This is a genomic window from Novosphingobium sp. 550D (assembly GCF_057401885.1).
Genome location: NZ_CM171613.1, coordinates 2,290,019 through 2,310,631 on the forward strand (window position 1 = coordinate 2,290,019; position 20,613 = coordinate 2,310,631).

At 61.1% G+C, this 20,613-nt stretch carries 18 protein-coding genes; 10 read left to right on the forward strand and 8 right to left on the reverse strand.

Annotated elements, in window-relative coordinates; all coding sequences use genetic code 11:
• Positions 1-579: a response regulator transcription factor gene (locus tag AC2S2E_RS10755; protein WP_476104894.1), complete on the reverse strand. Its 579-nt coding sequence runs from the start codon at positions 577-579 to the stop codon at positions 1-3.
• A 184-nt stretch (positions 580-763) separates the two neighbouring features.
• Here AC2S2E_RS10755 and AC2S2E_RS10760 point away from each other — a divergent pair, with 184 nt between their 5' ends.
• The 7 genes from AC2S2E_RS10760 (at position 764) to AC2S2E_RS10790 (ending at position 8,605) form a co-directional block, all read left to right on the forward strand.
• Positions 764-1,711 (forward strand): NAD(P)/FAD-dependent oxidoreductase, encoded by a 948-nt coding sequence (locus tag AC2S2E_RS10760; RefSeq protein ID WP_476104893.1) that lies wholly within the window; start codon positions 764-766, stop codon positions 1,709-1,711.
• An 18-nt stretch (positions 1,712-1,729) separates the two neighbouring features.
• Complete coding sequence (locus AC2S2E_RS10765; protein WP_486522327.1) at positions 1,730-2,941, forward strand: BaiN/RdsA family NAD(P)/FAD-dependent oxidoreductase; 1,212 nt, start codon at positions 1,730-1,732, stop codon at positions 2,939-2,941.
• Between the two features lie 74 nt (positions 2,942-3,015).
• Positions 3,016-4,041, forward strand: coding sequence for an alcohol dehydrogenase AdhP (gene adhP / locus AC2S2E_RS10770; RefSeq protein ID WP_486524585.1), 1,026 nt, complete (start codon positions 3,016-3,018; stop codon positions 4,039-4,041).
• Positions 4,042-4,168: 127 nt separating this feature from the next.
• The gene (locus AC2S2E_RS10775) at positions 4,169-5,251 is read left to right on the forward strand and encodes a hypothetical protein (RefSeq protein ID WP_486522329.1); all 1,083 of its coding nucleotides are present in this window, start codon (positions 4,169-4,171) and stop codon (positions 5,249-5,251) included.
• Positions 5,248-6,252 (forward strand): KpsF/GutQ family sugar-phosphate isomerase, encoded by a 1,005-nt coding sequence (locus AC2S2E_RS10780; protein WP_486522330.1) that lies wholly within the window; start codon positions 5,248-5,250, stop codon positions 6,250-6,252. Before AC2S2E_RS10775 ends, AC2S2E_RS10780 begins: the two co-directional genes overlap by 4 nt.
• Entirely contained in the window at positions 6,249-7,604 is a 1,356-nt protein-coding gene (locus AC2S2E_RS10785) for an RraA family protein (RefSeq protein ID WP_486522331.1), read from the forward strand. Before AC2S2E_RS10780 ends, AC2S2E_RS10785 begins: the two co-directional genes overlap by 4 nt.
• Before the next feature lie 92 nt (positions 7,605-7,696).
• Entirely contained in the window at positions 7,697-8,605 is a 909-nt protein-coding gene (locus AC2S2E_RS10790; RefSeq protein ID WP_476104884.1) for an SDR family NAD(P)-dependent oxidoreductase, read from the forward strand.
• Between the two features lie 123 nt (positions 8,606-8,728).
• On the opposite strand, the gene AC2S2E_RS10795 is transcribed toward AC2S2E_RS10790, so the two are convergent.
• A complete protein-coding gene (locus tag AC2S2E_RS10795; RefSeq protein WP_476104882.1) occupies positions 8,729-9,322 on the reverse strand; it encodes a TetR/AcrR family transcriptional regulator in 594 nt (197 codons plus the stop codon).
• Positions 9,323-9,529: 207 nt separating this feature from the next.
• On the opposite strand from AC2S2E_RS10795, the gene AC2S2E_RS10800 reads away from it, so the two are divergent.
• From AC2S2E_RS10800 to AC2S2E_RS10810, 3 genes are all read left to right on the forward strand, one after another.
• On the forward strand, positions 9,530-11,950 hold the full coding sequence (locus AC2S2E_RS10800) for a TonB-dependent receptor (RefSeq protein WP_486522332.1): 2,421 nt from the start codon (positions 9,530-9,532) through the stop codon (positions 11,948-11,950).
• A gap of 3 nt (positions 11,951-11,953) precedes the next feature.
• A complete protein-coding gene (locus tag AC2S2E_RS10805) occupies positions 11,954-13,093 on the forward strand; it encodes a glycerophosphodiester phosphodiesterase (protein ID WP_486522333.1) in 1,140 nt (379 codons plus the stop codon).
• 166 nt (positions 13,094-13,259) lie between these two features.
• Positions 13,260-14,756, forward strand: coding sequence for a phosphomannomutase (locus AC2S2E_RS10810; protein ID WP_486522334.1), 1,497 nt, complete (start codon positions 13,260-13,262; stop codon positions 14,754-14,756).
• A gap of 261 nt (positions 14,757-15,017) precedes the next feature.
• Here the strand turns inward: AC2S2E_RS10810 and AC2S2E_RS10815 are convergent, their stop codons facing one another.
• From AC2S2E_RS10815 to cyoB, 6 genes are read right to left on the reverse strand one after another with little or no spacing between them, the layout of a single operon-like run.
• Positions 15,018-15,554, reverse strand: a complete 537-nt coding sequence (locus AC2S2E_RS10815; protein WP_486522335.1) for a response regulator transcription factor — start codon at positions 15,552-15,554, stop codon at positions 15,018-15,020.
• Positions 15,551-16,852 (reverse strand): ATP-binding protein, encoded by a 1,302-nt coding sequence (locus tag AC2S2E_RS10820; RefSeq protein ID WP_476104875.1) that lies wholly within the window; start codon positions 16,850-16,852, stop codon positions 15,551-15,553. The genes AC2S2E_RS10815 and AC2S2E_RS10820 overlap by 4 nt, the downstream gene beginning before the upstream one ends.
• A gap of 33 nt (positions 16,853-16,885) precedes the next feature.
• Positions 16,886-17,611 (reverse strand): SURF1 family protein, encoded by a 726-nt coding sequence (locus AC2S2E_RS10825; protein ID WP_486522336.1) that lies wholly within the window; start codon positions 17,609-17,611, stop codon positions 16,886-16,888.
• Positions 17,611-17,970, reverse strand: coding sequence for a cytochrome o ubiquinol oxidase subunit IV (gene cyoD, locus AC2S2E_RS10830; protein ID WP_486522337.1), 360 nt, complete (start codon positions 17,968-17,970; stop codon positions 17,611-17,613). The genes AC2S2E_RS10825 and cyoD overlap by 1 nt, the downstream gene beginning before the upstream one ends.
• Positions 17,970-18,584 carry a cytochrome o ubiquinol oxidase subunit III gene (gene cyoC, locus AC2S2E_RS10835; RefSeq protein WP_476104869.1) on the reverse strand — a complete coding sequence of 205 codons (615 nt, stop codon included), beginning with the start codon at positions 18,582-18,584 and terminating at the stop codon, positions 17,970-17,972. The genes cyoD and cyoC overlap by 1 nt, the downstream gene beginning before the upstream one ends.
• Positions 18,584-20,602 carry a cytochrome o ubiquinol oxidase subunit I gene (gene cyoB, locus AC2S2E_RS10840; protein WP_476104868.1) on the reverse strand — a complete coding sequence of 673 codons (2,019 nt, stop codon included), beginning with the start codon at positions 20,600-20,602 and terminating at the stop codon, positions 18,584-18,586. The genes cyoC and cyoB overlap by 1 nt, the downstream gene beginning before the upstream one ends.
• Between the last annotated feature and the right edge of the window lie 11 nt (positions 20,603-20,613).

A 20,613-nucleotide genomic window follows, 5' to 3' on the forward strand; every position in this document is an offset into this window, starting at 1 on the left:
TTACAGCCCCGCTTCGACCGCCACACGGATGGCTTCGGCGCTGGAACGCACGCCCAAGGTTTTGAACATGGCCGAACGGTGCATCTTGATCGTGCGTTCCGACAGGCCCAATTCCCATGCAACCTGCTTGTTCAGCTTGCCCGCAGCCATTTCGATCAGAATCTGACGTTGACGCGGGGGAAGGGTGTTGACGCGTTCAAGCGCCTGTTCGCGGGTTTGGCCGCCGGTTTCGGCAACCTCGACCTGCGAGCCGAGGAAATATTCAACGCCGCCGTCGGTATCGAATATTGGCGCAATCATCACGGCATTACGAAAAGGCGTGCCGTCTTTTTTATAATTGCGGATCTCGACAATGGCGGGTTGGCTTTTGCGGATTGCGTCGCGCAAGACTTCGGTCAGTTCGCTTTCAGTATCCGGCCCACGCAGAAACCGGCAATTGCGCCCGATCACTTCTTGCCGAGAATAGCCGGTCAGGTCGAGAAATGCCTCATTGCATGCGATAATCGGGTTATCGGGTTGCCTTGGATCGCTGATAACAGCAGGAATCGGGCTTAGCTGGATCATTTCGTCAGGTGACATACACGCACTTTAGGGCAGTTTGCCCAGTTTTCCAAGCGTTTCGCACGGAACAGGCTTGTTGTTCAAAACATTCAATGCCATTGTGTTGTGTGTAAATAATCTGCCATATTGTTTTTGTTTAATTTGATGTTCATTCAAATATAAGCCTGATGATTTTATAGTAATTGTTTTGGAGTTTCAATCAATGCAGATCGGTATCATCGGCGCCGGAATGGCCGGCCTCTGCGCGGCCGATCTGTTGGTCGGGCAAGGGCACACCGTGACCCTGTTCGACAAGGGGCGGGCGGCGGGCGGGCGGTTGTCCACCCGGCGAGTGGACGATGGCCACTGGCAATTTGATCATGGCGCGCCGTGGTTTTCGGCGCGGGACGAAGGTTTCATCGCGGCGATGACTCAATGGGAAAAGCGCGGCGTGGTTGCCCGCTGGCCCAACCCCGATGGACAGCACTGGGTGGGCGTGCCGGGCATGAATGCGCTGGTCCGCCATGCGGCCGAAGGGCATGATGTGCGCTTTGGGGTTCAGATCACATCGCTGCTCCATGCCGGGGATTGGTGGTTGAACGCGGGTGATAAACCCTATGGCCCCTTTAATGCGATCCTTTTGGCTTTGCCGGCTGAACAGGCTGCGCTTCTGGCCGGGCTGTATGATTTCAACATGGCACGTGTGGCGGCGTCTGTGCGCTCGGTTCCGGTGTGGACGGGGATGTTTGCCTTTGACCGTATCCTTGCCGCGCCTGATGTCATTTCGGCCAAGGGTGGCATTGACCTTGCCCTGCGCAACGGGGCCAAGCCGGGGCGGGGCGGGGGCGAGACCTGGGTGGTCCACGCCACCTCGCAATGGAGCGCGCAGCATCTGGAAGATGCGGCCGAGGATGTGGCGGGGGCGTTGCTTTCACAATTTGGCGATATGGTGGATGATGCTTTGCCAAAGCCTGTATTCATGCAGGCGCATCGTTGGCGATTTGCCCTTCCCAGCGACAATCCCGCCTCGACCCAATTTGCCCTGTGGAACCCGCAGATCCAGCTGGGCGCTTGCGGCGACTGGCTGGGCGGCAATGGCGTAGAGGCGGCGTGGCTCTCGGGACGGGCATTGGCCACGCGAATGCTGGAGGGGTGGCGCAAGGGCGCATGATGGCCTAAGGCCCGCGCCATGACGGCGACACCTGAAAATCATGATGCGATCGTGCTGGGCGCGGGCGCGGCGGGCCTGTTTTGCGCAAGCGTTGCGGGGCAACGGGGCGCAAAGGTGATCGTGCTCGATCATGCCCCCGAACCGGGGCGCAAGATCCTGATTTCGGGCGGCGGGCGCTGTAACTTCACCAATATTCACGCCAGCCACGAACGCTATCTGTCGGCCAACAAGCATTTCGCGCGTTCGGCCTTGTCGCGCTATACGGCGGCGGATTTTCTGGCGCTGGTCGAGCGTTATGGCATCGCATGGCATGAAAAGACGTTGGGCCAATTGTTCTGCGATGGTTCGGCGCGTGAAATTCTGGCCATGCTGGTCGAGGAATGCCGGGTGGGCGGTGTGGAAATCGCCTGCGGCATGGCACTGGGCGAGGTCAGTCATGCCGATGGATTGTTCCATGTCCGGGCGGGGGATCAAACGCTTTGCGCGCGCAATCTGGTGATCGCGACGGGCGGGCCTTCGATCCCCAAGATGGGGGCGACCGGGATCGCCTATGATCTGGCGCGGCAATTTGGGTTGAAAGTGGTCCAGCCGCGGCCCGCGCTGGTGCCTTTGACGCTGCCGGGGGACGAGGCGCTGTTTCGCGAATTGTCGGGCGTGGCCACCCCGGTCGAAACCCGCGTGGCGGATGGCCCATGGGGCAAGGCGGCGTTTCGCGAGGCGGCGCTGTTTACCCATCGCGGCCTGTCAGGGCCTGCGATCCTGCAAATCTCATCCTATTGGCAGCGCGGCGTGCCGCTGGGCATCAACTTCCTGCCCGATCTGACGCAGGGGTGGTTGGTGGAGGCCAAGAAGGCCAATCCCAAGGCTGCTTTGCGCCGGGTGTTGGGCGCCCATCTGCCCGATCGTCTGGCGGTGGCTCTGGCCGAAAGGCTGAATTTGCCGGGCGATCTGGGCAATCAATCGGACAAGGCCCTGCGCGCCGCCGAGGCCCAAATGGCCGACTGGCGTTTCAACCCCGATGGCAGCGAAGGCTATGCCAAGGCCGAAGTCACCGCAGGCGGCATCGCCACCACGGGCCTTTCGCAAAAGACGATGGAGGCCAGCACCGTCCCCGGTCTTTACGCCATTGGCGAGGCGGTGGATGTCACGGGCTGGCTGGGCGGCTATAATTTCCAATGGGCATGGGCCAGCGGCCATGCCGCCGGAACCGCCATCGCCGGGGCTATTTGACAGGTATCAAGGCGGGGCCATGGCGCGGGGTCTAGGGCAACATCATCCTTTCAAGGAGATGTCCGATGACTTCGATCCCCCCCACCATGCGCGCGGCGGTCGTGCGCGAATTTGGTGCCCCCCTGACCATTGAGCAATGGCCCGTGCCCGCCCCCGCGCGGGGTGAAGTGCTGGTCAGGTTGGTCGCGACCGGCGTTTGCCATACCGATTTGCATGCCGCCCATGGCGACTGGCCGGTCCAGCCGACCTTGCCTTTCATTCCGGGCCACGAGGGCGTGGGCTATGTTGCCGCTCTGGGCGAAGGGGTGGATGATCTGGCGATTGGTGACGCGGTGGGCGTGCCATGGCTGCATGATGCCTGCGGGCAATGCGAATTTTGCCAGACGGGCTGGGAAACGCTTTGTGAAAAGCAGCATAATACCGGCTATTCGGTCAATGGCACCTATGCCGAATATGTCACGGCGCCCGCGGCCTATGTCGGGCGTTTGCCAAAGGGGGCGGACCTTGTGCCTTTGGCCCCGATCCTTTGCGCCGGGGTTACGACCTATAAGGGGTTGAAGGAAACCGAGGCCCGGCCCGGCGAATGGGTGGCCATTTCGGGTGTGGGCGGACTGGGCCATGTCGCCGTGCAATATGCCAAGGCGATGGGGCTGAAGGTCGTTGGCGTCGATGTGGGTCAGGACAAGCTGGACCTTGCGCTGGCGCTGGGCGCGGATATGGCGGTCAATGCGCTGGACCCGGATGCGGCGGCGCGCGTGGTCGAGGCGACGGGCGGTGGTGTTCATGGCGTATTGGTGACGGCGGTATCGGTGCCCGCCTTTGAACAGGCGCTGGCCATGGTTCGGCGGCGGGGGACGGTCGCGCTGGTGGGCCTGCCGCCGGGGGCGTTTCCGACGCCGATCTTTGATGTCGTCCTGAAACGCATCACCGTGCGCGGGTCGATTGTCGGCACGCGCCGCGATCTGGCCGAAGCGATTGCCTTTGCCGCAGAGGGCAAGGTCAAGAGCACGATCCAGACCGCGCCGATGGAAGATATTAACGCCATTTTCGACCGGATGATTGCCGGAAAGATCGAAGGTCGCATCGTCCTGACGTTTTGAACGCGGCGATTAGGTAAACCTGCATAATCAAGGCACAGCCATGCTTTAGGCATCCTTGTTCATAAAGCGAGGCGACAGGGGCGGACATTAAAAATCCGATTCCTGTTGCCAAGCTGCAGGGAACAGGATGCGCCTTCTCTTCTATCTTCCGGTGATCACGCCTTGGTGGTTTGAGGCCATCATTTCGCCCATGCTGGTGCGGCTGAACGACGACGCATGGGTGCATGAAATCCACGTGATGGTGGCCCCGCTCTGGCGCAATACCGGGGTGGAGGGGCAACAGCTCGAACCCTTGCTGGACCTGCATAAGCTGCGCTGGCACATTATGGACGAGGGCGACCCGTCCCGGTTCCGGATGCGCGGCATGGCCGTGCCGGGTTTGATTGAGACGGTGGCGTCGATAAAGCCTGACCTGACTTTGGCGCGGAGCAGCGATTTTGCAACGCTTGCCATGTTCCCCGGCACTGTCCGCTATATCATGGAGGCCGCCGCCGCCCCCTTCATCACCGATCCGACTTGGGTCGTGCTGGAGGAGGAGCCCTTTTCCTATGGCTTCACGCCGGACGACTGGAGCCTCCCAGAGGAACTGGGCGAACGGGTCGACGCCTTGTGGCAGGCGGCCGCCAAACGCTTTGGCACGATTTCCATTCCCCTCTCGCGCCCGCAGCTGGCCGTCCCTCTGCCCTATGAGCATGAGGAAAACCTGTTCCTTCAACACAGCGTCTATCGCGAGGGGGAGGTTCTGTTGCGGCATCTGCTCGACACCTTGCCCGATGAATGGCGGATTATGGTCAGCGACCACCCGCTCAACACGCTGCATGTCGATCGCGGCGCTCTGAACGTGTTCCTTGCCACCGCATCGGATCGGTTGAGCGGCGCGCCCGATGACACCAATGCCATGATCGCGGGCGCGACAGCGGTCTTTACCGACCTGTCCAAGAGCTGGACGCTGGCCGCCTTTGCCGGAAAGCCGATGCTGCATCTGGGGCAAAAGCCGATGGCGCCGTGGCTGAACGCCCATGCCAATATTGGCGAATTGACGCCCCCTGATCGGGCGGCGGCGCGGCGTTGGTTCGAATGGCATCTGGCGGCGCGTTTGCTGCGGCCCGAAGCGGTCGAACTCAACCTGTTGCTGCGCCATGCCAGAGGGGAGCAGACGTTCGATGACATGGATGCCAATCTGGACGCGTTGGAAGTGATTGTCCCATGATCATGCAACCAGTCTTGCCCCTGCGCGCGGTCGAACTGGTTGCCACGCCGGTCGAGGAATGGGCGTTGGAGGTGCTGCGCGGCGAGATGCAGGCGCTGGCCGATTGTTTGGCCCAACCGCCGGAGGGATTGTCGGCCGCGATCCATGCGGTCGCGGCGACGCGGTTGCCGGTTCTGTGCTGCGGGGTTGGCAAATCGGGGCTGGTCGCGGCCAAGATCGCGGCAACCTTGTCCAGCCTCGGCACGCCTTCGTTCTGTTTGTCGGCGGGCGATGCCAGCCATGGCGACCTTGGCGCCGTCACACAGGGCAGCGTGGTGATCCTGTTTTCGAACAGCGGAACTACGGTGGAATTGATGCGTATTCTGCCCGGACTGCGTGATCGGCGGTGTCACCTGATCGGCCTTGTCGGTCGCGCCGATACGGCTCTGGCGCGCGCGGTGGATACTTTGGTGTTGCTGCCCATCCTGCGTGAAGCCGACCATCTGGGCATGGCCCCTACGGCCAGCACGACGCTGCAAATGGCGATGGGGGACGCGATGGCCGTTGCGGCCAGCCAGTTGCGCGGCTTCGCCCGCACCGATTTCCTGCGCAGCCACCCCGCCGGCGCGCTGGGCCAACGCGCCCAATCGATCCGCAGCGTGATGCGTGAAGGGGCCTCCTTGCCCCTTGTCGCGCCCGAGGCCAGTCTGGCCGATGTGATTGCGGCCATTTCCATGGGGCGGATGGGGGCGGCATGTGTGGTGGAGGGGGGCTATCTGGCCGGATTGATCGTCGATGGCGACATCCGCCGCGCGGTGGCCGCCCGCCGCGACATCTATGCCGAACGCGCCGCCGACGTGATGCGCGCCGACCCCACCGTCCTTTCGCCCTCGGCCACCATGGGGGATGCGCTGGATCTGATGCGCGACCATGGGGCGGGGTTTTCCGTTTTGCCTGTGACCGATGACGCCGGTCGCCTGCTGGGCATGGTGCACAGCGTCGATCTGGTGCAGAGCCTATGAACGCCCATTCGTCCATCCCGTCCCGCCCGCGTGTGGCCGCCCTGATGCCCGCCAAGGGCAATAGCGAGCGGATCGAGGCCAAGAACACGCAGGTTCTGGATGGCGATCACCTGTTCCTGCGCAAATTGCGGCAATTGCTGGCCTGCGGGGCGGTGGATGCGGTTTATCTGGATACGGAATGCGATGTGATCGGCGGACTGGTGGGGGATCTGCCGGTGCGCCGCCTGTATCGGCCGGTCGAATTGGCCAGCAATTCTTGTGACGGCCATGGATTGTTCGCATGGGAATGCGCCGCGGCCGATCAGGTCGATGGTCCCTATGACCTCTATCTTCAGGCCTTATGCACCGCGCCATTTGTCACCGAACACACCGTGGCGCGGGCTATTCAGGCGATGATCGACAATCCCGAAGCCGACAGCCTGGTCGCGGTCAGCCGTGCCAAGCAATATTGCTGGGACGGGGGTGAACCGATGTATGGCCGTGGCCGCATCCCCAACAGCGTCGAATTGCCCCCCACGGTGATCGAGGCCATGAGCCTTTACATCGTGCGCCGTCGTCCCGGCGATCCGGTGCCGACCCAGCGTTTCGGGCGCAACCCCATCCTGTTCGAACTGGACCCGACCGAGCAGGTGGACATCAACAATCCCGCCGACCTGATCATGGCCGAGGCGCTGTGCGCCGGGCACCGGGCGCAGGAGGTGACGCGGTTGCGCGCCCTGACGCAATATCTGTCCTCGCCTGTTCTGGCCGATATCACCAAGGAGATGGGGCTTCGCGCCGTCCTGCCCGCCCATATCGCGGCGACCAGTCCGGGCAAAATGCTGGGCCGGGCGCGCACGTTACAATTGGTGGCCATCACGGCGGAGGAGCGTGAAAGCGGGCGGTGGAAGGGCATTTATGATGCGCTGGATTCCTATCGTTTCGTGCGTCCCGGTTGCGTCATCACCGTCGCCAATGAAGCGCCCGGTTTTGCCTATTTCGGCGATCTGAACGCGACGCTGGCCATTCGCGCGGGGGCTGTGGGGGCGGTGATCGACGGCGTGACGCGTGACAGCCGTGATGTGTCGCTGCTGGGCCTGCCGGTCTATGCACGGCGGTCCTATTGCGACGATATCAAATATGAAGGCACGCTGGGTTCGATGAACATGCCGGTCAAGATCGGCGATGTGCGTATCGAACATGACGACATGATTTTTGGTGACGAAAACGGCGTGGTTGTCATCCCCCACGCGCTGTGGCCCAAGGTCGAGGAAGCCGCCTGGGACGTGCTGACCAATGAGGCGCGCATCCGCATTATGGCGGCGCGGGGAAGGCCCACCGGACAGATACTTTCGGAATGCGGGACGTTCTGATCCTCTTGCGCATTGCTCCTTACAATGTAAGTATAACATACAAAGGCGACTCAGGTTTCAGATCGCCCGTATGGTAAGAGAGGATGCGATTTATGCAGGATTTCAACGGGCAAGTTGCCTTTATCACCGGCGGCGCCTCGGGCGCTGGCCTTGGACAGGCGTTGGTGTTCGGTCGCGCCGGGGCCAAGATCGTGATCGCCGATCTGCGCGCCGATGCGATTGAGGCGGCCCTGACGCAATTGCGGGCCGAAGGCATCACCGCCCATGGTATCGTGCTGGATATCACCGACCGCGCCGCCTATGCCCGCGCCGCCGACGAGGTCGAGCAGGTCTTTGGGGCCGCCCCGACGATGCTGTTCAACACGGCGGGCGTGAACAGCTTTGGCCCGGTGGAAAAGACCACCTATGCCGATTTCGACTGGCTGATCGGGGTGAACCTTGGCGGGGTGATCAATGGCATGGTGACCTTTGTCCCGCGCATGATCGAGAGCGGGCGTCCCGGCCATATCGTCACCACATCCTCGCTTGGCGGCCTTTCGGGCAGCGCTCTTGCCGCGCCCTATTCGGCGGCCAAGGCGGCGGTGATCAATCTGATGGAAGGCTATGCGCAGGGGTTGGCCAAGTATAACATCGGCGTGTCGGTGATTTGCCCCGCCAACATCAAGAGCAACATTGCCGAGGCCAGCAAGCTGCGCCCCGCCGACCTTGGCCCGTCCGGCTATCGCGAGGATGAGGCGACGATCCAGTCGCTGCATTCGATCCACCGCCATGGGATGGAGCCGGTCGAACTGGCCGAATGGACCAAGAAGGGCATCGAGAAGGGCGACCTCTACATCATCCCCTATCCCGAAGCGAAGGAACAGATCCGCGCCCATTTTGACCGTATCGTCGATGCGGTCCTGCCGATCGAGGCCGATCCCGAAGGCGCCAAGGCCCGCACCCAGGCCTTGATGGAATGGGCGACCAATGGGGCAAAGGTTTTCGCCAAAACTGAGGGTTAACCGACAAGCCTGCGTCAGTGCAGGAATGGACAGGCGGAGGGATGCCCAAGGGTTTCGGCCTCCCTCCGCTCATATTTGTCGGATCAGGGGCTGGGCGCTACGCAGGATAGCGCTAAGGCGCTGTTATTTTTGACGCCGGCATTCAAAACCAGCGATCAGCGTATTCACGCTTTCGGTCATCGCCGGTTCAATCGGATCGAGTTGCTCCAGTGCCTCGCCGTAAAATTTGTTGAACCCGGTCCAGCCAATCACAATCGCGTGAATGGAGGCATGGAGTTGAATGGCCTCGGCCGCGGAAAGCCCCAGAGGTTGCAGAATTTCGGCCAAATGTTGCCGAAAGCCCCTGATTTCCTCGACACCATAACCCAGCGAAAATGTCAGGCGCGCCGCATCGCGGGCTCCGTGATACATGATCCACAGCGCGTGCGCGTAATTGGACGCCCAATCCTGCCATGTTTGGGCGGCGGGCATATCCTTGGTGGCCTCGGCATAGAGTTGCTTGCTCATGCGGCGCAGCAATTCTTCCTTGTTGGGGATGTGCCAATAGATCGACATGGCCTGTACGCCCAACCGCCCGGCAAGGCGCCGCAAAGAGACCGCGTCGAGCCCTTGTTCCTGCATCAAGGCGATGGCTTCATCCACGATGCGCTCGGCATTCAGCGGGGCAGAGGAGATGTCTGCGCCCGGCTTGTCGGAGGGATTTGTCGCGCTGCACATGATGAAATGCCTAGGCCCACATGCTGTGAATGGCAACTGGACACAAGCTTTAGGCATAAATCCTTGGCGGCGATTACCGAATGCAGCATTTTCACAAAAATGCCATCAATTTCATTGATTTGTCTCTGAACTGACGCGCAGCGGTCACGTGCTTCCCCTAGCGGCCTTCGCAACTGCAGCGCCATGCTGCAAAAGATGAGGAACGTCATGGGTCGAATCACATTGCGCGCCAGCCTTTCGCTGGTTGCCGTTTCGCTTGCGCTGGCCACCACGCCCGCTTTTGCCGCCAACCTACCGGCCGAAGGCGCTGTTCCTGCGGCCGATGCCGCCGACGCCTCGGCGGATATGGGCGAAACCATCGTCGTCAACGCCAAGACCACGCGTTCGGCCACGGCCATTCCGGCGGCGGAAATGCAGAAAATCCTGCCCGGCATCTCGCCGCTCAAGGCGATCCAGAGCCTGCCCGGCGTATTGTATGTGACCGCCGACCCGTGGGGCAACAATGAACAGAACGCCCAGATGTTCGTCCACGGCTTCTCGGCACAGCAATTGGGCTATACGATGGATGGCGTGCCGCTGGGCGACCAGAACTATGGCAATTACAACGGCCTTTCGCCCAGCCGCGCGCTGATTTCGGAAAACACCGGGCGCACGGTTGTTGCCACCGGTGCCGGTGAATTGGGCGTGGCCTCGATCAGCAACCTTGGCGGTGCGGTCGAAATCTCCAGCCGCGATCCGTCGAACGAGCGCGGTCTGGAAATCAACCACACCGGCGGTTCCTATGGCACGGCGCGCACGTTCGTCCGCGTGGATTCGGGTGAATTCGGCAATGGCAACAAACTCTTCCTGTCGGGCAGCCGCCAGCGCGCCCGCGCATGGGACTTTGCCGGGGTTCAGGGTGGCTATCAGGCCAATGGTAAATTCATCCACGAAGACAGCCACGGCAAACTGACCGCCTATTTCGCCTATTCGGACAAGGTGGAGCCGAACGAAGACGCCACCACCATCTATACCAACCCCACCACTGCGGCGCAGGCCTATCAGCCCTATACGCGCCCCTTCACCTATCCCAGCTTCAGCGCGGCGCTGAACTATCTGGATGCCAGCGGCAATGTGCCGGCGGCGGCGGCCAACAATTATCGCAATTTCTATTCCGATGCACAGCGCACCGACTATCTGGGTTATGTCAAATATGATGTGAATCTGTCGAAGGCGGTCAAGTGGTCGAACCAGTTCTATATCCACCACAATGACGGCGTGGGCGTGGTGGCCGGGCCGATCACGGTGGCGGGCCTGCCTTCGCTCTTTGCGAAATACTTTCCCGGTCAGGATCTGAAAACCGTGTTCGGCGGATCGGGTTACGCCATCCGTACCACCGAATATATGATCCACCGCGAAGGCATCATCAGCAATCTGAACATTGACGCGGGCGATCACCGGATCGAGGCGGGCGTTTGGTTCCACCACAATGAATCTTCGGCCTATCGCCGTTGGTATCCGATGAATGTGAACACGCCCAACGCCTACAGCCCCTATATCCGCCCGACCGGCTATCTGATCACGCAATATGCGGTCGAAATGCGCACGGATAACCTGCAACTGCACATTCAGGACGCATGGCGCGTCAACAGCCGCCTGAACGTCGAAGGCGGTATCAAGACCAGCGCGCAATTCGCCAATGGCGTATTCACGGTGCAGGAAATCAACAACCCGCGCCCCAGTGGCCGGATCAATTCGACCAATTGGTTCCTGCCTTCGTTTGGCGCCAATTATGATCTGAACGGTTCCGAAAAACTCTATTTCAACGTCCAGAAGAACCTGCGCCAATTCCAGGCCTATGGCGCGGGCGGTTCGGCCGACCCGTGGAGCACCGGCAGCCAGGCAGCGTTTGACTACATCAAGGCCAATGTCCGCCCCGAAACGGCATGGGTTTATGAAGTGGGTCTGCGCAGCCACCGCAACTTCTCCGGCCTGCTCAGCAGCATCGATGCGCAGATCAACTATTACCACGTCGATTTCAGCAACCGCCTGCTGGCGCTCTCGACATCGGGTGCGATCAATTCGATCAATGCCTCGACCACGGCGCTGTTCAACGTGGGCAGCGTGACCACAGACGGTGTCGACGCGGCCGTGACCCTTGGTTTTGGTCAGCATGTGAAGCTCTATAATGCGCTCAGCTATAACAGCTCGCGTTATGGCAGCGACTATTCGACCGTGACGGGCGCGGCCACCGGCACGCAGATCGGCGGCTATGCCACCGTTGGCGGCGTGGTTCCCACCGGCGGCAAGCAGATTCCCGGCTCGCCCCAGTGGATGAACAAGACTATGCTGACGGTGAATTATGGCGATGCCGAGGTTCAACTGATCGGCGACTATATCGGCCGCCGCTACGCGACCTATACCAATGACGCCTCGATCCCCAGCCTGTTTATGGCCTCGGCCCGCGTGGCTTATCAGTTGCCCGCGCAACTGGTGCATGCCAAGAAGGCCGAGCTGAGCCTGAACATCACCAACCTGTTCGACAAGAAGGGCTGGTTGCAGGTGTCGAGCTTCAACAATGCTGGCAGCTTTGCGGCCTATCCGGTTGCCCCGCGCCAGTTCTTTATCACCCTGGCCGTGGGGCTTTGATCGATGCGTAATCCGCTCTCTCGTCGCAATGTGTTGTCGCAAGGTCTGCTGATGGCGGGCGCCGTGACGGGGGGGCGGAACATGGCTTTTGCCGCGCCGGCGGGGGAGCGCGTTTCGGCGCGTGTCCGTCCGGCGCGGCCTTTGCTGTTGGCCCATCGCGGGGCATCGGCTTTGCGCCCGGAACATACGTTGGCTTCCTATGCCAAGGCGATTGCCGATGGGGCCGATTTCATTGAGCCGGACCTGTGCTGTACCAAGGATGGCGTGTTGGTGGCGCGGCATGAAAACAACATTGCCGAAACCACCGATGTTGCGGCGCACCCTGAATTTGCCAATCGCCGGGTGGAAAAGGTGGTCGATGGTGAAAAGCTTGTCGGCTGGTTCACCGAGGATTTCACTCTGGCCGAATTGAAAACGCTGCGGGCCAAGGAACGGCTTGGTGCAGTGCGGCCCGAAAGCCAGAGCTATGACGGCCAGTTCCAGATTGTGACGCTGGAGGAAATCGCCGATTTCGTCGCGGCCGAGGCGGCGGCGCGCGGGCGGGTGATCGGTCTTATTCCAGAGGTCAAACATTCGACCTATTTCGCCGGGATTGGTTTGCCCATCGAACCCCGCCTGATCGAACGGTTGAACGCCAGTGCTTATTTGAAAACGGCTCCTGTCGTGATTCAGAGCTTTGAGGTTGCCAATCTCAAGGCGTTGAAAAAGATGCTGGCGGGGCGGAGTAATATTCAATTGATGCAATTGGTGGGCGATCCGCGCCAAAGCCCTGCTGATTTCGTGGCGGCTGGCGACAAAAGGGTGTGGGCCGATCTGTTGACGCCGCAGGGGTTGGGCGAAATTGCCACCTATGCCGACTGGCTGGCGCCCGCCACGCGCATGTTGATCCCGTTGGAGGCCGATGGACGTCTGGGCAAACCGACCGGATTGGTCGAGGCGGCACATCGTGCGGGATTATTGGTGGGCACATGGACATTCCGCCCGGAAAACCGCTTTATGGCCGCCGATTTCCGCAGCGGCGAAGGTGAAAACGCGCGCCATGTCGAAGGCAGCATTGCCGAAATCCGCCGTTATCTGGCGCTGGGGCTGGACGGGTTCTTTACCGATGATCCGGCATTGGGGTTTGCCGCGCGCGGCAATTGACGGTAACGGCGGTCGAATTGTCGTATCTGGTACAGCGCAGGGCATGCTGATGGTTCGTTTCCTACGATCCGATTAGGCACTTTGTTGCGATGCAAGATATTGTATAATGGAATTCACCTAGGCATCGACATGCCTTGTACAGTGCGACCGTACAAAGGAAGATCAAATGACCAGCACCGCCGCTCTTGCGCCGCTCACCGTTGATTTGTTGATGCAACAATCGGGTGTGCAATTTGGCACCAGCGGCGCGCGCGGAGAGGTCGTCGCGATGACGGACCATGTGTGCTACGGATACACACAGGGTTTTCTTTCTTATTTGTGTGAAATTGGCGAATATTCTGGCGGTCGTGTGGCACTGGCCGGGGATTTGCGCCCCAGCACGCCGCGCATTCTGGCCGCCTGTGCGCAAGCCATCCGCGATCTGGGGGGCGAGCCGGTGTTCTGCGGCTATGTTCCGACGCCCGCTCTCGCGCTCTATGCCTTTGGGCAGGCGATCCCCAGCCTGATGGTAACAGGCAGCCATATTCCCGATGACCGCAATGGCATCAAATTCTATCGCCCCGCCGGCGAAGTGCTGAAATCCGACGAAGCGGGCATGAAGCGTCAGGTGGTCAAATTGGCCGATGGCGCGTTTGATGATGCGGGCATGTTGGTGTCGCCCGCGCCGTTGCCCAAAGTGACCGACGCGGAAACCGCCTATATCGCGCGTTATGTCGCGGCGTTTGGTGATGATGCCCTGGCCGGGCGCACCATCGGCGTTTATCAGCATTCGGCCGTCGGGCGCGATGTCGTCCTGTCCATTGTCGAGGCGCTGGGCGCCAAGGGCGTGCCGATTGGGCGTGCGACCAAATTCATCCCGGTCGATACCGAAGCCATCCGCCCCGAAGACGTTGTTCTGGCCCGTGAATGGGCGGCGGAATATGGGTTCGATGCGATCATTTCGACCGATGGCGACAGCGACCGTCCCTTGCTGGCCGACCATACGGGCGAATGGATGCGCGGCGACGTTCTGGGCGTCCTGTGCGCGCGGGCATTGGGTGCGGGCACGGTGGTGACGCCGGTTTCGAGCAACACGGTGCTGGAATTGTCGGGCGCGTTTGCCCATTGCGCGCGCACGCGCATCGGTTCGCCCTTTGTAATCGACGCCATGAATGCCGCGCTGGCCGCCGGGCAGGGCAATGTTTGCGGCTATGAGGCGAATGGCGGCTTTTTGCTGGCCAGCGATTTTGATTTGGGCGGGCGCAAGATTTCGGCGCTGCCCACGCGTGATGCCGTGTTGCCGGTGGTGGCAGTGATCGCCGCGGCGCGGGGGCGCCGCGTTGCCGATCTGCTGAGCGAATTGCCGCCGCGCGTGACCTATTCCGACCGCATTCAGAGCTTTGCCACCGAGCGCAGCGAAGCGATCTTTGCCGCCTTGCTGGAAGGTGGAGCGCAGGAGCAGTTGGATCGGATGAGCGGCTATTTCGGCGGGATCGCGGGCGCGATCATCGGCGTGGATCTGACCGATGGTATCCGCATGTCTTGCGCGGATGGTTCGGTGTTGCACCTGCGCCGTTCGGGCAATGCCCCTGAACTGCGGTGTTACAGCGAAGCCGATGATGCCGAAAAGGCGGCGGCCATCAATGCGGCGGCGTTGAAGGTGGTTTTGGAGGAATTGGCGTAAGAGACTGTGCCTCCGGCGGGCAAAGGGCGGGGGCCCTTTGCAATCCCGTTATGGGGTGGTGTGAAGACGGCGGCGAAGCGTTTCGGGCAATTTTTGTAAAGCCTGCGGCGCGGCAACCTCATGCCTGATGCGCCGCAGGCTTTATAATTTCATTGCTGCGTCAATCCACTGTGTTTGATTCAGCGCGCAACATAGACAGTATCGGGATTGCAAAGGGACCGAGTCCCTTTGCCCGCCGGAGGCAAAACGCCCCAAACCCCATCACTTAACCTGCTGCTTTTCCAGCTTTCTGGCCAAAGTCCGTCGATGCATCCCCAACCGGCGCGCGGCTTCGGAGATGTTGAAATTGCATTCGGCCAGAGTGGTGTGGATATATTCCCATTCCACCGTTTTGATGCTGGTCTTGCGCCCTTCGACGGGGACGGCGGCATTGCCTTCGCGCTTTGAGAAGGCTTCTTCGATATCGTCGGTGTTGGCGGGCTTGGCCAGATAATGCGCCGCGCCCAGCTTGATGGCCTCGACCGCCGTGGCGATGCTGGCAAATCCGGTCAGCACAACGATGGTGGTTTCCGGGTCTTTTTCATGCAGCATCTGCACACAGGTCAGCCCCGAAGCCGTACCCAGTTTCAGGTCCACCACCGCATAATGGAACCGCGTGCTTTGCATCAGCAGCGCCAGTTCTTCCGGGCTGGTGGCCAGCAGCACCTCGTAACCCCGGCGTTCGAACGACCGGCGAAGCGTGCGGCCAAAGGCGGGGTCATCCTCGACGATCACCAGATGGGGCAGGGGGTTGTTCATGATGCTCCTTTGCCCGTAAAAGCCAGCGCCGACAATGGGATCGATAGGATGACAAGCGCGCCGCCTTGTTCGGCGCCTTCCTCATCATCAATATTGCTGACCTCGATCCGTCCGCCAAGTTGACGCAAGACGTTGACCACAAGGAACAGGCCAAGCCCGCCGCCATCGCGCCCCTTGGTCGAGCGATAGGGGCGCCCGACCTGATCGATCATATCAGGCGCGAAACCGGGGCCGAAATCGCGCACGGCAATTTGCCAGATATCGCCGTCGCGCGCGGTGGCGATGGTGATGCCTTCGGGCGAAACTTCCAGCGCATTGTCGACTACATTGCCGATAACCTGACGCAGCGCGGGGTCGGCGATGATGGGGACGTCCTCGCCCAGCCGGTCGTCCAATTCGATGGGAACGGGGCTGCGCGCGCGCCAGTCTTCAACGATTTCACACAGGAACCCGCGCGCTGTGGTGACGGAGGGGTTTTCGCCGCGCACTTCACCCGCCGCCATCAGGATGCCCGACAGGATGGCTTTGCAGCGTTTGAGTTCGGCCTGCATATCGGCCACATCCGCCGACAGGTCAGGGTCACCCGCGATTGTCTTTTCTCGCGCCCAATCACCAAGGATCACCGACATGGACGCCATGGGCGTGCCCAATTCATGCGCCGCGCCGCTGGCCAGCAATCCCAGCCGCACGATATGGTTCTCCTCTGCCGCCTGTTGGCGCAGGGCGGCAAGGGCTGCGCTGCTGGCTCGTTGGTTACGATCCATACGGACCACGAAATAGACCAGAATGGCCGCGATCAGGACAAAGCAGGCCAGACTGCCCAGCAGATAGAGCCGGAAATGTTCGCCAGCATAAGCGGGCGGCAATTCCAGTGGCCTATAGTCAAAGGTCAGAAACGCGACATCGCAACAGGCCACCAGCGCGACAATCCAGCTCCACCGTGCAGGCAAAAGAATCGCGCCCAGCATGATCTGGACCAGAAACAGGAAGATGAAAGGATTGGTCGCGCCGCCGGTGAAATAGAGCTGCCAGCTCAACGCTTCGACGTCGAGCATCAGCGCGCCCAGCAGTTCCAGATAGGAATAGCCCGCGCGTTGCCGCCCATAGGCCCATGTGCCGACATTCATCAGCGCCAAAAGCGCTGGCACCGCCACCAGTTCGGCCATGGGTAGCCTGACGTCCAAAACGCGCCAGGCCACCCAGATCGTGACCAATTGCCCCAGCACCGCGATCCAGCGTAGCTGAACCAGCAGGCCCATGTTGCCATAGGAGGCCGGGGCAATGTCAAAGTCGGCCATGTGTGTCGGTTGTGATGCCATGGCCGCGCTTTATCAGGCGCCGCGCCGACAGACCAGCCAGATGCCGAACAGGCTGGCCAGCGCCATGGCGAACCATGTCAGCGCATATTGCAGATGGTTGTTCGGGAATTGCACCACGGTCAGCTCCGGCACCGGTTGCCCGGCAATTTCAGGCCCCTGTGCGTCAATGAACCAAGCGGCATTGCCCACGACGCCGCGTGCCTCGGACATGGCGGCGACATCGCGCGAATACCAACGGTCCTGCGCCGGGACATTGGCCTGAAGGAACCGGCCTTTCGGTTCGGTCTTGCGCAGCAGGCCGGTGATGGCCACTTCGCCCATCGGGGTGGACGCGGCGATGGACTGGGCCGTGCTGCCCAGCGGGACATAACCGCGGTTGATCCACACCGCCCGCCCATCACCCATGCGCAGCGGCGTCAGCACCCAATAGCCCGCGCCGCGTTCGGTCAGCGCCGACACCAGCGTGGTGGCCTGCGTTTCAAACCGCCCCAAGGCCCAGACGCGGCGATATTCCAGATCCGCCAGTTCCGCCTTTGTGGGCACCATGGGTAACATCCGCGCCTCGACCGGATTGGCCGTGGACACTTCATCGACATGCGCGATCAACGCGCGTTTCCATGCCAGCCTGTTCACCTGCCATGCGCCCAATGCCGAAAACAGCACCGCACAAAGCAGCAGGGCGGCCACCGGAATAATCCGGCGCCGCCCCTTTTGCTGGCCATTAAGGCCGGACTTCATCAGCCCATGCCGTCCATCTTGACCGGCATCATGTTGGTGTTGAGGTGGAACATCACCCACAACGTGCCCGACAGGATGATCGCCACCAGAAGGATGGTGAAGAGCGCGGCCATCAGGTTCCAGCCGCCCTCGATCTTGCCGTTCATGTGCAGGAAGTAGACCATGTGGACCACAACCTGAACCGCGGCAAAGGCCGTGATGATGATGGCGGCGGTCGATTTATCGGCAACCGCGCCGGTCATCACCAGCCAGAAGGGGATGGCGGTCAGGATGACGGAAAGGACGAAGCCGATCACGTAATCCTTGGTGGTGGCGTGGAACGCAGGCTCGTGGCCATGCCCGTGTGCGTGGTCAGCCATTAGCGCAGCACTCCCATCAGATAGACAAAGGTGAACACGCCGATCCAGACCACGTCAAGGAAGTGCCAGAACAGCGAGAGGCAGGACAGGCGGCGCTGGTTGGCCTCGGTCAGGCCATGCTTGCCCACCTGGAACAACAGCGTGACCAGCCAGATCGAACCGAAGGTCACGTGAAGACCGTGGGTGCCGACCAGCGTGAAGAAGGCCGACAGGAAAGCACTGCGCTGGGGTCCTGCGCCTTCCTCGATCAGGTGATGGAACTCGTAAAGTTCGATCGAGAGGAAGCCCAGACCAAAGCACAGGGTCAGGATCAGCCAGCCGATCAGGCCCTTCTTGCTGCCATTCTGCATCGCGATCATGGCAAAGCCATAGGTGATCGACGAGAAGAGCAGCAGCGAGGTGTTGAGCGCCACCAGCGGCAGGTCGAAGAGATCCTTGGGCGCCGGACCCCCGGCATAATTGCCGCCCAGCACCGCATAGGTGGCAAACAGCATGCCGAAGATGAGGCAGTCGCTCATCAGGTAGATCCAGAAGCCCAGCGTGGTGCTGTAGCCGTCCGGATGGGCGTGTTCGTGCAGATCGTAATACTGCTCGGTGAGGTTGGTGCTCGCCATTACGCGGCTCCCTTTTCCAGCGCGGCCAACTGGGCCGTGCGCGCAGCTTCCACCTCGGCGACATGGTCGGCCTTGATATAGAAGGTGCGGTTATAGTTGAAGGTGTGGAAGATGGCGGTTGCAACAACACCCACCAGCATCACAATGGCCAGCCACCAGACCTGCCAGATCAGCGCGAAACCGCAGACCGTGGACAGACCCGCCAGCACGATACCGGCCCAGGTGCCCTGCGGCATATAGATGTCCTGAAAACCTTCGACCGGACGGGTGACGCCCTTGGCCTTCATGTCGGCCCATGCGTCAATGTCATGGATCTTGGGCGTGAAGGCAAAGTTGTATTCCGGCGGGGGCGACGAGGTTGCCCATTCCAGAGTACGGCCGCCCCACGGGTCGCCGCTTTCGTCCTTGTATTCCTCGCGCTTCCAGATCGACACGGCGAACTGGATCAGCATCGCGCCGATACCGGCCGCGATCAGCAAGGCACCTGCCAGCGCGATCCAGTAGTAAACGCGCATCGGGTCAAAGCTGGCGTCGAACACGCGCATGCGACGCGTCACGCCCATGAAGCCCAGGATGTAGAGCGGGGTAAAGGCGATCCAGAAACCCGGAACCCAGCACCAGAACGACACCTTGCCCCAGAACTGGTTCAGCTTGAAGCCGAAAGCCTTGGGCCACCAGTAGTTGATTGCGGCAAACACGCCCCAGACCACGCCGCCGATGATGACGTTATGGAAGTGGGCGATCAGGAACACCGAGTTGTGCAGCACAAAGTCGGCGGCGGGCACAGCCATCATCACGCCGGTCATACCGCCGATGGTGAAGGTGAGCATGAAGGCCACGGTCCACATCATGGGCAGTTCAAACCGGATGCGGCCACGGAACATGGTGAAGAGCCAGTTGAACAGCTTGGCCCCGGTGGGGATCGAGATCACCATGGTGGTGATGCCGAAGAACGAGTTGACCGAAGCGCCCGAACCCATGGTGAAGAAGTGGTGCAGCCAGACCGAGTAGGACAGGATGCCGATAACGCAGGTGGCGTAAACCATCGAGGTATAGCCAAACAGGCGCTTAGAGCAGAAAGTCGAGACGATTTCCGAGAACACGCCGAAGACCGGCAAGACCAGAATGTAAACTTCCGGGTGGCCCCAGATCCAGATCAGGTTGACATAGAGCATCGGCGAACCGCCGAAGTCATTGGTGAAGAAGTTGGTGTGGAACACGCGGTCCAGACCCAGCAGGGCCAGAACAACGGTCAGCACGGGGAACACGGCAACGATCAGGATGTTGGTGACCAGAGCGGTCCAGGTGAACACCGGCATCTTCATCATGGTCATGCCGGGCGCGCGCAGCTTGATGATCGTGGCGATCAGGTTCACACCTGAAAGCGTCGTACCGACACCGGCCACCTGAAGCGACCAGATGTAGTAATCGACACCCACGTCAGGGCTGTACGCCAGACCCGAGAGCGGGGGATAGGCCAGCCAGCCGGTACGCGCAAACTCGCCAACAAAGAGCGAGAGCATGACCAGCACCGCGCCGCCCGCCGTCATCCAGAACGAGAAGTTGTTCAGGAAGGGGAAGGACACGTCGCGTGCGCCGATCTGAAGCGGCACGACATAGTTCATCAGGCCCGTGACGAAAGGCATCGCCACAAAGAAGATCATGATGACGCCGTGGGCGGTGAACACCTGATCAAAGTGGTGGCTGTTCAGATAACCATCCGAACCGCCAAAGCCCAGCGCCTGCTGGCTGCGGATCATGATCGCGTCGGCAAAACCGCGCAGGAACATGACCAGACCCAGGATCATGTACATGATCCCGATCTTCTTGTGGTCAACGCTCGTGAACCACTCTTTCCAGAGATAGGACCACAGGCGGAAATAGGTGAGCGCACCCACCAGCGCGATGCCGCCGAGAGACACGGCCGCAAACGTGGCGAGCACGATCGGCTCGGTAGGGATCGCGTCCGGGCCAAGGCGGCCCAGAAGCGGTGTCCAATGGGAATGTGTCGGGATCATGGGATCTCGCT

What these genes read in the sequence shown, in the direction of transcription:
- AC2S2E_RS10755 (WP_476104894.1), bottom strand. Translation starts at nt 579, where the DNA reads ATGTCACCTGACGAAATGATCCAGCTAAGCCCGATTCCTGCTGTTATC.
- AC2S2E_RS10760 (WP_476104893.1), top strand. Translation starts at nt 764, where the DNA reads ATGCAGATCGGTATCATCGGCGCCGGAATGGCCGGCCTCTGCGCGGCC.
- AC2S2E_RS10765 (WP_486522327.1), top strand. Translation starts at nt 1,730, where the DNA reads ATGACGGCGACACCTGAAAATCATGATGCGATCGTGCTGGGCGCGGGC.
- AC2S2E_RS10775 (WP_486522329.1), top strand. Translation starts at nt 4,169, where the DNA reads ATGCGCCTTCTCTTCTATCTTCCGGTGATCACGCCTTGGTGGTTTGAG.
- AC2S2E_RS10780 (WP_486522330.1), top strand. Translation starts at nt 5,248, where the DNA reads ATGATCATGCAACCAGTCTTGCCCCTGCGCGCGGTCGAACTGGTTGCC.
- AC2S2E_RS10785 (WP_486522331.1), top strand. Translation starts at nt 6,249, where the DNA reads ATGAACGCCCATTCGTCCATCCCGTCCCGCCCGCGTGTGGCCGCCCTG.
- AC2S2E_RS10790 (WP_476104884.1), top strand. Translation starts at nt 7,697, where the DNA reads ATGCAGGATTTCAACGGGCAAGTTGCCTTTATCACCGGCGGCGCCTCG.
- AC2S2E_RS10795 (WP_476104882.1), bottom strand. Translation starts at nt 9,322, where the DNA reads ATGTGCAGCGCGACAAATCCCTCCGACAAGCCGGGCGCAGACATCTCC.
- AC2S2E_RS10800 (WP_486522332.1), top strand. Translation starts at nt 9,530, where the DNA reads ATGGGTCGAATCACATTGCGCGCCAGCCTTTCGCTGGTTGCCGTTTCG.
- AC2S2E_RS10805 (WP_486522333.1), top strand. Translation starts at nt 11,954, where the DNA reads ATGCGTAATCCGCTCTCTCGTCGCAATGTGTTGTCGCAAGGTCTGCTG.
- AC2S2E_RS10810 (WP_486522334.1), top strand. Translation starts at nt 13,260, where the DNA reads ATGACCAGCACCGCCGCTCTTGCGCCGCTCACCGTTGATTTGTTGATG.
- AC2S2E_RS10815 (WP_486522335.1), bottom strand. Translation starts at nt 15,554, where the DNA reads ATGAACAACCCCCTGCCCCATCTGGTGATCGTCGAGGATGACCCCGCC.
- AC2S2E_RS10820 (WP_476104875.1), bottom strand. Translation starts at nt 16,852, where the DNA reads ATGGCCGACTTTGACATTGCCCCGGCCTCCTATGGCAACATGGGCCTG.
- AC2S2E_RS10825 (WP_486522336.1), bottom strand. Translation starts at nt 17,611, where the DNA reads ATGAAGTCCGGCCTTAATGGCCAGCAAAAGGGGCGGCGCCGGATTATT.
- cyoD (WP_486522337.1), bottom strand. Translation starts at nt 17,970, where the DNA reads ATGGCTGACCACGCACACGGGCATGGCCACGAGCCTGCGTTCCACGCC.
- cyoC (WP_476104869.1), bottom strand. Translation starts at nt 18,584, where the DNA reads ATGGCGAGCACCAACCTCACCGAGCAGTATTACGATCTGCACGAACAC.
- cyoB (WP_476104868.1), bottom strand. Translation starts at nt 20,602, where the DNA reads ATGATCCCGACACATTCCCATTGGACACCGCTTCTGGGCCGCCTTGGC.